Here is an 11,285-nt window from a genome sequence, read left to right as displayed (position 1 = left end):
CGAAATTATGTAGGGTTGGCGTTTAGCGTCAACCCTTTTTGTTTCTGTGTATCTAAGAAATGTTAAGCACTTAGCTCTTGGATTTGAGCAACAATCGCTTTTAATCCATTGCCGCGAGATGGGCTTAGATGGGTAATTAAACCGATTTGTTCAAAGTATCCATCGATATCGAACGCTTGAATCTGCTCTGATGTTTTTCCATCATACGCAGCCATCACTAATGCAATCAGACCGCGAACGATACGCGCATCAGAATCAGCACAAAAGCGCCAAACACCGTCGATATTTTGAGAAACCAACCACACTTGGCTTTCACAACCAGATACGACAACCTGTTCACTTTTCAGTTCATCAGGCATGCTAGGCAGTTTCTTACCCCACTGAATCACCTGGCGATAACGATCTTCCCAGCCGCTGAAAGTCTGCATTTTTGCGACAATATCATCACTGGTAATTTCTTTGCCGAATGGAGAGCTTGGGAATGTGGTCATTTTAATATCCAGTCGATTATTAATTGAATAGAAGACGTTACTTAGTATGCTTTTGAATGATCTTTTCTACGATACGCGAAACCGCCACAAAACCAAAGGTAGCCGTGACAACCGTTGCTGCACCAAAACCCGTCGCACAATCCATTCGCTTTGGACCTTCTGCGGTTGCTTTCGCAGCACATACACTGCCGTCAGCTTGTGGGTACTTAAGTTGCTCAGTCGAGAACACACAATCGATACCAAACTTACGCGCTGGGTTCTTAGGGAAATTATGATGACGACGCAATGTGTCTTTCAATTTCTTCGCTAACGGATCTTGAATCGTTTTAGTCAGATCAGCCACTTTGATTTGAGTCGGATCGATTTGTCCACCCGCGCCACCGGTAGTGATCACTTTAATTTTGTTGCTACGGCAATACGCCAACAGCGAAGCCTTAGCTTTCATGCTATCAATCGCATCGAGCACAAAGTCGAACTCTTTCGATAGGTATTCAGCCTGATTATCAGGACCAATAAAGTCGTCGATCAGGTTCACTTTACACTCAGGGTTAATCAGCTTAATGCGCTCTGCCATCACTTCGATTTTACTCTTACCAACCGTGCCCGACATTGCGTGGATTTGACGGTTAATGTTCGTCACGCACACATCATCCATATCGATCAATGTCAGCTCACCTAAACCAGTACGAGCAAGCGCTTCAACCGCCCATGAACCGACACCGCCAATACCGATCACACACACGTGTGCTGCTCTAAGTATATCGACTTCACTATTGCCATACAGGCGACGAGTGCCACCAAATCGTTGGTCATAGTTTTCTGAAGCTGGAGTGGTCAATTCACGCATTGTTGCCGCCAATTTATTTCTGAGAAAAAGAAAAGAGTGCGTTTTATACGCACTCTTGAATTAAAAGTCTAGGGGATTAGCGATTCGCTTTCAATGCCCCATTTTATTGTTGTTTACTCGACCTTTTCAGGAGGCAAAGCCCAAGGCGCTTCGGTTGCGCTGCCATCTAGACCCAGCTTCCACACCCGACCAAAATGCTTGTAATGACCAGCTTCAGTTCCTGCTCGTGGGCCCATACCATGGTAGAGGTCCAAATGGTTTTGCTTAACCGCACCACCGGTATCTAAAACCAATAGTAGTCTTAGTTGGTGCGCGCCGCTCCAAGTACCATCAGCATTCAGTAACGGAACCTCAGCCAGGATAGGTGTTCCCATTGGTAAGATAGAGCGATCGCCCGCTACCGCCGCCATCGGTAATAAAGGAATGCCAGCACTTCCCATTACGGATAGATCATCTCTCGCGCTAAAGAAGACGAAAGATGGGTTTTGCTCAAGCAGTTCTTTTACCACTTCAGGATCGTTTGCCAAGACCCACTCTTTGATAGCTTTCAATGACATTTTTTCGCGTGGCACTAAACCTCTTTCGATCAAAACACGGCCAATACTCACGTAAGCTTTATTGTTCTTACCCGCGTATGCAAAATACTGCAGCGTGTCATCATCTCCGAAATGCACAAAGCCGCTGCCCTGTACTTCCATCATAAATGGGTCGATACGGTTTGCTGAATAACCTAACTCAAGACCTTGGCCTTCTAATGCACCGTTGTAGATCTCTTCGCGTGTTGGACACTCTTTATCACACTCTGGAAGCCCATAAACAGGGAATCGGTATTCTTCGTTTGCTTCATGTCGCAGTTCCATTACAGGAGAAAAGTAACCCGTGAATAAAACATTTCCTTGTTTATCACCACCACCTAATTGAGCAGTTTGAACGCCAAAATTCGCTAGCTCGCTTGGCTCTCCACTCAGCACCGCCCATTCATTGAGTTGCTGATAAAGCGGCTCATAGATTTTAGCCATCGAAGGGGATTTAGAAACCACCATCTCAGCTTGCTCTGCAAATGCGGTGAAGTCTCTTGGTTTATTAGATTCAACCAAATCGACCTTATTTAAGGTTCGGGGAAATTCACCGTCAAGGTGTTGTTGGGCAAGATCAGTGGGTTGAGCACAGCCAAATAAGAAAGAGGCAGCAACAAGGGGAAGCCATTTTTTAATCACAAGAGTCATCCTAAATATTCTATGCATCGAGGATGACAAAAACGATCAGATAACACAATCTTAGATTGTAAATGTTTACAATAATACCAATCACAGTAAGTAAGTGTTCAAAAATAGCGTAGGAAAAAATCTTGAGAACAAGGCAGATTTTTTTCGATAAGTAGTTATTCTACAATCAAAAATTCTAACGAAGTTATCGAGGTTTTTAACAAGCTAGGGTGACCAGTTATTTACTACGATTGGTATAAGATAACCTATCGAACTGAGTTATCGATATAACCTTTGAGGCGAAAGACTGGATTATAGTGATTATCCGATACAAGCATCATTTCTGTTTTATCAGAATTCGTTAGGCGAAAGTGATACGTTTTATTACCTGCCTTATATTCGAAGTACTTGCCATCAAAATCAAAATGAGTCGACACAACAGAGCCTCGCACTGACACACCATTTTCACTCAGCACAAACTCGTCCGCAGCATAACGAGCGACATCTTGCTCGACCCAAGTTCCATATATTTGACTATTAGGTGTTATCGCATCTTGCACTCTATAAAACACATCGGCGAACAAGGAAGCGACGGCAAACGAACCCACCAAAGCTAAAACCATTAAACTGCGTTCAATGAGCTTACGTCTCAATTTAGGTTTGTTGCGCTGCTCTGCTCCACTGTAGAGACCTTTTGCGATCTCATCAATCTTACTCTTTCTTACTGGATTTTTTTGCATTCGTTTACGACTCATAAGGATGCTGTACGCATTGTACACTGAGACAGTTTATAAAACGAAGCCTAGATGAGAATAGTTTGCGCTTCATTCCAAAAAGTTGTTGTTCAGATTTGAATTTAAATGCTAAATTATCGAATAAATAAACAAGGAAGACTTATTCTGTGAAATTAAGAAGTACAGCGCTAGTCAAAGGCTTTAGGCAATCGACCCCTTATGTAAATGCTCACCGTGGTAAAACCATGGTGATTATGTTGGGAGGTGAAGCCGTTGCCGATAGAAACTTTGGCAATATTATTAGTGATATAGCCCTGCTTCATAGCCTTGGGGTTAAGATTGTTCTCGTTCATGGGGCAAGACCACAGATCAACCAACTGTTAGAGAAGCAAGACTGCCATACGCCTTACCATAAAAATATTAGAGTCACAGATGAATATTCTTTAGGTGTTGCAATGCAGGCGGCTGGACAACTGCAACTTGCGATCACCGCTCGCCTTTCAATGAGTTTGAACAACACCCCAATGGCAGGAACTCAACTGAATGTTATGAGTGGTAACTTCATTACAGCTCAACCCTTAGGCGTCGATGATGGCACAGATTACTGCCACAGCGGACGCATTCGTCGAATAGACATCGAAGGGATCAATCGCACCCTTGACCAAGGTTCCATCGTCCTTCTTGGGCCTATTGCCAGTTCAGTCACTGGCGAAAGCTTTAATCTGCTTTCTGAAGAGGTCGCAACCCAAGTTGCTATTCGTTTAAAGGCCGACAAGCTGATTGGTTTTTGTTCAGAGCAAGGGGTGACTGACGAAAGCGGTAATGTACTCGCCGAACTCTTCCCTAAAGATGCCAAGCAAATTCTTGAACGCTTAACGGAATCCCAGAACCCCGCCGAAGACATGAGCACCGGAACACTGCGCTTCTTGAAAGGAGCGATCTCCGCTTGCCGAGCAGGCGTGCCTCGTTGTCACTTGATCAGCTACAAAGCCGATGGCGCATTGATCCAAGAGCTATTCTCTTTTGATGGTATTGGAACCCAAGTGGTCATGGCGAGTGCCGAACAAGTCAGACAAGCTCAGATTGATGACATCGGTGGTATCTTTGACCTCATTCGCCCTCTTGAAGAACAAGGCATTCTTGTTCGTCGCTCAAGAGAGCAGTTAGAACAAGAAGTCCATCGTTTTACTATCATCGAAAAAGACGGTCTGATCATTGGTTGCGCTGCGCTGTACGCTTATCCAGAAGATCACATGGCAGAGATGGCCTGCGTGGCAATTCACCCTGACTACCGAGATGGAAACCGTGGGCAGTTACTGCTTGATTACATGCGTCATCAGTCCAAATCTCGTGATATCGACCAAATCTTTGTTCTTACCACACACAGCCTTCATTGGTTCCGTGAACAGGGTTTTTATGAGATTACTGTTGATGAATTACCAATGGAAAAGCAAGGTCTGTACAACTATCAAAGGAATTCCAAGATCTTAGCGTTAAATGTGTAAATTAAATTTGGAGTAAAATCTCACTTTTATGAGGAATTCATTGCAAATGTAATCGTTTCTCATGTGATATTTATTAAATATGCACTTTCATTCACAGCTATAATTGTATAGAATTTGCACGCTTTATGAATATCGACAAGCGTTTTTATTGGAATGCCGCCGAATGTTTAACCTATGACATTTAGGTGGTCACTGCACGGATTGCTATACCCGTTAACGATCAGCATGCTAGTAGTCAGTCTGCTCGTTAATATAAACAGCAAAAGAGCAACATTGATATGAGAACCATTGTTTGTAACTCGCTGCAAAGTTTTTGGGATATGGCTGATAACCAATTCTTAGAAGGGTTAGACGTACACTGCGTGTTCCCTGTGAGCGAGAACCTAAAAGAGTTTATTTTGAATTGCCAAGCAAAGTACAAAATAAACCATATATCGTTTACTCGAGCGTTTTTAGGCACGGATTCCTAATAACGTTCAAAGCAACCACGGATGGTTGCTTTGTGTATACGATTTACCCTGCTATTTCGTAGCTTTACTTCCAGTAACACCTCCACTAAAACTACTGACTGTCAGTTAGTTAATCGACTTCCTAAACCACTCACTCGCTCTGTTTTTACCTTAATACCACGCTTCAAGACATTGGTATCACTGAACATCATCAGTCGTTTCTTAGCACGCGTGATACCCGTATAGATAAGTTCTCGCGTTAAAATAGGGCTGAAGTCTGGCGGTAAGATCATTAAGGTCAGATCAAATTCACTGCCTTGAGATTTGTGTATCGTCATTGCATACGCGGTTTCATGATCAGGCACTCGACTTGGTAGTACAGCTTTTACACTGCCATCGGGCAACTCAAAATACACCTTCAATCGAGGGGCAGAGTTATCTTCAGTTGAAGAAGAACTATTTACATCAGCTTCGAGCATACAGATGCCAATATCACCATTGTATAAACCTAAGCCATGATCATTGCGCGTTACCATTACTGGTCGCCCGTGATACCACAATTCATCGTTGTGCGGATTCACCAAGCGTCTTGCGGCAAGTGCCCTTTCGATTCTGTGGTTGAGGCCTTTAACACCAAAGTCACCTTCACGAATGGAACACAGCAACCGACACTGGCTGAACAAATCGAGTACCGATTTGGCTCTCGCTTCTTGCGTTTCTAACTCTTCCAATGGCACATTCATTCGGTTCAGATACGCACCATACTCATTGACTAAAGTACGTAGCATCAAATTATAGCTGTCACTCGACAGAGGGTGATTTTCAATATCACCAAACCCTTTGCTGAACACTTGATCTACTTGATTCGCAGAGCCGTTATTGATCGCCTTTGCCAACTGTCCGATACCTGAACGTGCATCAAAACGGTAACTCTTCTGCAGCATACACAAACTATCTGCAATCGCAGGAGGGTTAGCCGATCCTGTTTTGACCTGTCTGGGTTTAGCTATCGCATCAAAGCCTGTCATTTCCGCAATCAAGTTACCTTGCGCTGTGCTGTAGCCTGTTGAATTAAACGAGCAGATATCACCCAACACGGCACCAGCTTCTACTGAAGCGAGCTGGTCTTTATCACCAAGCAGAATCAACCTTGCGTGTTCAGGGAGTGCATCCACCAGCTTATACATCATGGATAAGTCGACCATCGATGCTTCATCCACCACCAAGATATCAAGGTGAAGTGGATTACGTCGGTTGTGTCTAAACTCCGCTCGATTAGGAATCGCGCCGAGTAACCTATGTAAAGTACTGGATTCAGTCGGTATGTTGGCCTTTACTTCAGGTGCTAATGGTAGCTGCTCAATCGCTTTACCAATCGACTCAGTTAAACGTGCCGCCGCTTTACCTGTCGGTGCCACTAGCTTGATCGTCGGTGTTTTACCTTGGCTTAGCGATTGCTCGACCATCGCCGACAGTAACTTAGTTACCGTGGTCGTTTTACCGGTGCCCGGTCCGCCAGAAATAACAGCAAAACGTCGACTTAACGCCACCGCTGCCGCCACTTTTTGCCAGTTCAAACATGCCGATAGCGGTACCAAACCGTCTAAAACATCTAAGTCCGTCACTTGCTTAGCTTGGACAATCGCTTGGTCTATCGCGCCCCAATCCAAAATATGTTCGTCGACAATATCTAGATGGTCACACACCAGTTGTTGGCGTAATACCTGAGACGTTTGTTGGTTTGCTTCAGCCTTGGCTAAGGCATTAAACAGAAAATGGTAACTGCGTGCGAATAGTTGATTGAGCGTTTCAGTCAGTGCCTTCTTCTGTTCAGTATTGAACTCTACAGGCTTACTTAAACGGTTTAGAGTTTCAGCCAACACAACTTCGTAGTTCCAATAACGCTGTAAGTAGACACGCTGTCCATCAAACATCAGCGGCTTAACACAGTCATTGGTTGAACCTACTAGGTTTGACGATTGAAGTACCGACACCCAATCAGTACCTAATAACTTTTGATTCAATTGCAGGGCAGTTTCACCATACAACCCAAGTAACTGAGCAAGATCCGCCGTTTGTTCAGGGCCTACCGTATGCTGCTGTATAAGCTGAGTACAAATATGACCCTTGCCCAACTCATGGCTCACCACCCCAGCGAGAAAACCGATCTCTTGAGAGTGACTCGTCGCTTGCTGCGCAATAAAACGGGCAAATTGATAATCCAACTGACGAATTGAGCCCTTTTCTGCAAGAAACTTGAGCACATCCATTAACTGCTCAGGGATAAGTGAAACTGGCTTAACAGAGTTCGCTGTTTCTATGCCGGTATTAGTGGTCGTTGTTGTCATTATAAAAGCCCCATCTGTCCAGTTTCATTGTCATTCAATTGTGCTGAACGCCTGTCTATCACTTTACCGTCAATCAATTGATCCATTTCATCGAGCAAAGCCAATGTAGGTTTCGCCGAGAAAATACCTTGTTGAGATTGGCCGTCCATTCCTCTTAAAAACAAGTAATAAATCCCACCAAAATGTTGTTCATAACTGTAATCTGCAACGCGGCTGCGTAAGAAGCGGTGCAGAGCCAACGCGTAGATTTGATATTGCAGATCATAGCGGTGGTCGGCCATCGCCGATTTCAATGCCTCACCATGGTAGACGGCAACATCATCACCTAAATGATTCGATTTCCAGTCGAGCACATAGTATTTACCTTGGTGCTCAAACACTAAATCGATGAAGCCTTTCAGCATGCCTTGCACGGTTTGGAAACCTAAGTCGCCCGCTTTAGCCGATAACGGATCGTGATACTGAATGGTTTGATTCAGCTCAGATGCGGCCAACACTTCGATCGGCAACAAGAACTCCATTTCGACTAAGCGTTGCGTTGAGTCTTTCTCGCTTAGCTTTAAGTTCTTACCATCCAGCGCGGTGTTCAGCACCGTATCGACCAGTTGTTGAAGCACAGGTAACCACTCTAGTTCGTATTGCTCCGACTCTAATAAGTGAGTGATTACTTGCGTGTTATGTTCGCTGGTTGCTGGCTCAGTAAATTCAACATCCTCAAACAAGGTGTGCAAGAAAGTACCAGGGCGAGCGCCACGAGGGAACGTGAATATAGAACGTTCAGGTTCAATCAATTCCGACTCGTCTTGTTCATCTGCCGAGTCAATATCGAAGCCAGACACCTCAATCGTCGCATCATGGTTTGCGCCGTGACTGCCTTGTTTTACAAGCCCCGAGTAACTGGTGATTCGCCAAGCTCGGTCAATTGAAGCTTTAAGTTCACTAGCCTGTAAGTCGTCACTCACTTGCTCTGTTTGCACAAAAACTTGTTCGTGAGCGGTAGGCGTTTCAGACAGCAATACGCTTGAATTCTTACCCTCAATCGCTGACAGAGCTTGATGTAACTCAGCGATGCCTTGCTCTTGTCCATTTTGAACCAAGTAGCCCATGGCACTTAAGTGAACGCCGGTCGGCTCTTTGGTTGAACGCCCTTTACGTAAAGGAGCCATACCAATGAAACAACCGTAAACGGCACGAGTAAGCGCCACGTAAATCAAACGTAAGTCTTCCGCCAATCGCTCTTTGTCGGCTTGCGCTAAGGCACTGTCGCTACCCGTAATATCAAGCACTGTGGTATCTGATTCATGGTCGTAGAACTTACCTTCACTCGCTTCACGATAACTCGCCACGAACGGCAGGAATACTAGGTCATATTCCAAACCTTTCGATTTATGAATAGTGACGATTTGAACTAAGTTTCTCTCTGATTCAAGGCGTTGAATGTCATCTTCACTGCCACCTAAACCATTTTGCGCATCTGATATCGCTTCTGCTAGCCAACGTAACAAACCATAGTCGCTGTCGAGCTCCTGCCTAGCTTGTTGCAACAGTTCGCCAATGTGCATCAAATCAGTGAGTGAGCGCTCACCATTTTCTTCTTCCAGTAAGCGTTCCGCGAGATGTCGTTTACTGATCACGCTGCGAAGCATTGGTAATACGCCACGTTGCAGCCACAACTTACGATATTCTCTAAACTCGTTAACGACGTTTTCCCACACCACTTCATCGTTGTTGAGTTCATCCAATGATGCGGCATCCAGAGCAAACAATTCCGACGCTAAACTGGCACGTAATGCTCGGTCATTTTCAGGTGTCAGCACCGCCTGCAACAAACGTTGAATATCTTGTGCAACCAAGCTGGTGAACACGCTATCTCGGTTAGACAAATACACACTCGCAATGCCTTGTTCCGACAACGCGTTCTTAATCAGGCGACCTTCACTACCGGTTCGAACCAAGACAGCAATATCACCCGCATTCACGGCATGTTGTTTTTTGCCGTTATCAAAATAGGCTTGTTGGTTTTGAGAAGCGGTCAGAATGGTTTGAATTTGACTCGCTGTCGCCTCGGCCATGGCTTTGTGATATTCGCCTTTCGGTAAGGGCTTATCTTCCGCTTCTTGTAGCCAAAAGGTCAGTGCATGCTGGGTTTCTCCGTTCATCACCCATTGGCGTTTGTCAGCCGATGGACTGGCAGCAACGGGTAAGAATGGAATGTCTTGGTCGTAGATAAACGGGCTGTCCGAATTCATAAACACTTGGTTTACTGCACTGACCATATCGGCACTTGAGCGCCAGTTAGTGCCTAAGGTGTAGTGAGCACTAACTTGGTTTCTCGCCTTGATATAGGTAAATATATCTGCGCCACGGAAGCCATAAATAGCCTGCTTCGGGTCACCGATCATAAACAAGCCGCACTGCGGATTATCGAGATAGATTCGGCTAAAAATACTGTATTGCAGCGGATCGGTATCTTGGAATTCATCGATCATCGCCACTGGGTATAAGGTGCGGATTCTCTCCACAAGCAGTGATTGCTCATCCACATCAATGGACGCGGATAACTGGGTCAGCAAATCATCAAATGATAACCACTGCTTCTGCTGCTTAGCCTTGGCTAGCATAGTTCGACAATGAATAATCGCATGCGCCAGCAATGGAGCTTTTAGATCTGCTGGAGAATTTAAGAAGTCCTCAATCGCTTCGAAAACGGCGTGCTGAGGTGCAGTGCCTTTTGGTGTTTTTTCGCTTAGAGTGGCTTGTGAGAACTTCTCTAATTTATCTGGGAACTGGTAATCATGGGTGTCGCTCTGCGCCCATGCCGTGACCGCTTCTAACCAAGTAGGCAAAGACTTCTTAGTGTAGCTGCGCTTGTTCACATCTGAACCTGAAATCAATGCCAAAAAGTCCGCTTCGGATTCGCACCACAACGCCTTAAGTTGCTTCACTTTATCTAGGTTTTGGTTGTGCAGAGTTTGCAGGTCGCCCGACATTGCTTCGACGGTTAGCTTTAGTGGAGAACCCGTCAGATAACCATTTACGTCAGCCAATAGAGAAGCGGGAGAACCCCAGATATTACGAACCTCACCTGCTAATTGAATTGGCAATGGGTAGAACTGTTTGCGCCAATAATCGGCAACCACTTGAGCTTTTAAGTGGCTTTCATCGGTCACAAATTCATTATCAAAGCGGCTTCCAGACTCGAAGGCATTTTGAGTCAACATTCGCTGACAGAAACCGTGAATGGTGTAGACCGCTGCTTCATCCATTTGTCTTTCAGCGTTAAGCAGAGTTTTAGCTGCGCCAGCATGATCATAGATGGCTTGTAACAAAGGAGCAATCACTGGGTCGTCACTTTGCCCACGTGCAAACGCGATACGTGCATCATGGATTCGAGCACGGATACGATCTCGTAGCTCTGCCGTTGCCGCTTCAGTAAAGGTCACAACCAAGATTTGGTCTACGGTTAGCGGCTCATGGTGTCGAGTGGCTTCAGTCAGATCACCTTGTGGAGCGGCCGTACCGTGCCCGAGCAGTAGGCGCAAATACAAGCCAGCAATGGTAAATGTTTTACCCGTACCCGCCGATGCTTCAATTAAACGCGCGCCATGAAGTGGAAACGTCATGGTATCGAGTGTTTTTGGAGCGATTACCTGAACACTGCTTGTGGTCGTCATGCCTTACTGCCTTTTGATAGATGAGTCTGTTA

General features: G+C 45.2%; 8 protein-coding genes. 2 read left to right on the top strand and 6 right to left on the bottom strand.

What is annotated here, in order from left to right; translation table 11 throughout:
• Window positions 1-62: 62 nt before the first annotated feature.
• The 4 genes from csdE to AB6D07_RS02240 form a co-directional block, all read right to left on the bottom strand.
• A complete protein-coding gene (gene csdE / locus AB6D07_RS02255) occupies window positions 63-491 on the bottom strand; it encodes a cysteine desulfurase sulfur acceptor subunit CsdE (RefSeq protein WP_017103943.1) in 429 nt (142 codons plus the stop codon).
• Between the two features lie 37 nt (window positions 492-528).
• The gene (gene tcdA, locus AB6D07_RS02250; RefSeq protein WP_017103942.1) at window positions 529-1,338 is read right to left on the bottom strand and encodes a tRNA cyclic N6-threonylcarbamoyladenosine(37) synthase TcdA; all 810 of its coding nucleotides are present in this window, start codon (window positions 1,336-1,338) and stop codon (window positions 529-531) included.
• 113 nt (window positions 1,339-1,451) lie between these two features.
• Window positions 1,452-2,564: a murein transglycosylase A gene (mltA, locus tag AB6D07_RS02245; RefSeq protein ID WP_009848359.1), complete on the bottom strand. Its 1,113-nt coding sequence runs from the start codon at window positions 2,562-2,564 to the stop codon at window positions 1,452-1,454.
• A gap of 245 nt (window positions 2,565-2,809) precedes the next feature.
• On the bottom strand, window positions 2,810-3,283 hold the full coding sequence (locus AB6D07_RS02240) for a DUF2850 domain-containing protein (RefSeq protein ID WP_009848358.1): 474 nt from the start codon (window positions 3,281-3,283) through the stop codon (window positions 2,810-2,812).
• A 161-nt stretch (window positions 3,284-3,444) separates the two neighbouring features.
• On the opposite strand from AB6D07_RS02240, the gene argA reads away from it, so the two are divergent.
• Window positions 3,445-4,782, top strand: a complete 1,338-nt coding sequence (gene argA, locus AB6D07_RS02235; protein WP_009848357.1) for an amino-acid N-acetyltransferase — start codon at window positions 3,445-3,447, stop codon at window positions 4,780-4,782.
• 278 nt (window positions 4,783-5,060) lie between these two features.
• Window positions 5,061-5,252 (top strand): hypothetical protein, encoded by a 192-nt coding sequence (locus tag AB6D07_RS02230; protein ID WP_008223046.1) that lies wholly within the window; start codon window positions 5,061-5,063, stop codon window positions 5,250-5,252.
• 101 nt (window positions 5,253-5,353) lie between these two features.
• Here the strand turns inward: AB6D07_RS02230 and recD are convergent, their stop codons facing one another.
• Entirely contained in the window at window positions 5,354-7,579 is a 2,226-nt protein-coding gene (gene recD / locus AB6D07_RS02225) for an exodeoxyribonuclease V subunit alpha (protein WP_017103941.1), read from the bottom strand.
• Window positions 7,579-11,253, bottom strand: coding sequence for an exodeoxyribonuclease V subunit beta (gene recB, locus AB6D07_RS02220; protein WP_017103940.1), 3,675 nt, complete (start codon window positions 11,251-11,253; stop codon window positions 7,579-7,581). Before recB ends, recD begins: the two co-directional genes overlap by 1 nt.
• Window positions 11,254-11,285: the final 32 nt, after the last annotated feature.

It is taken from the genome of Vibrio sp. 10N.239.312.C11 (assembly GCF_041466065.1).
In the GTDB taxonomy this organism is placed as follows: Bacteria; Pseudomonadota; Gammaproteobacteria; order Enterobacterales; family Vibrionaceae; genus Vibrio; species Vibrio tasmaniensis_A.
This window is presented reverse-complemented; position numbering and strand designations above follow the sequence as displayed.

Excerpts from the sequence above, each read along its gene's own strand:
- recB (WP_017103940.1), bottom strand. The coding sequence starts at position 11,253 with ATGACGACCACAAGCAGTGTTCAGGTAATCGCTCCAAAAACACTCGAT.
- AB6D07_RS02230 (WP_008223046.1), top strand. The coding sequence starts at position 5,061 with ATGAGAACCATTGTTTGTAACTCGCTGCAAAGTTTTTGGGATATGGCT.
- recD (WP_017103941.1), bottom strand. The coding sequence starts at position 7,579 with ATGACAACAACGACCACTAATACCGGCATAGAAACAGCGAACTCTGTT.
- mltA (WP_009848359.1), bottom strand. The coding sequence starts at position 2,564 with ATGACTCTTGTGATTAAAAAATGGCTTCCCCTTGTTGCTGCCTCTTTC.
- AB6D07_RS02240 (WP_009848358.1), bottom strand. The coding sequence starts at position 3,283 with ATGCAAAAAAATCCAGTAAGAAAGAGTAAGATTGATGAGATCGCAAAA.
- tcdA (WP_017103942.1), bottom strand. The coding sequence starts at position 1,338 with ATGCGTGAATTGACCACTCCAGCTTCAGAAAACTATGACCAACGATTT.
- csdE (WP_017103943.1), bottom strand. The coding sequence starts at position 491 with ATGACCACATTCCCAAGCTCTCCATTCGGCAAAGAAATTACCAGTGAT.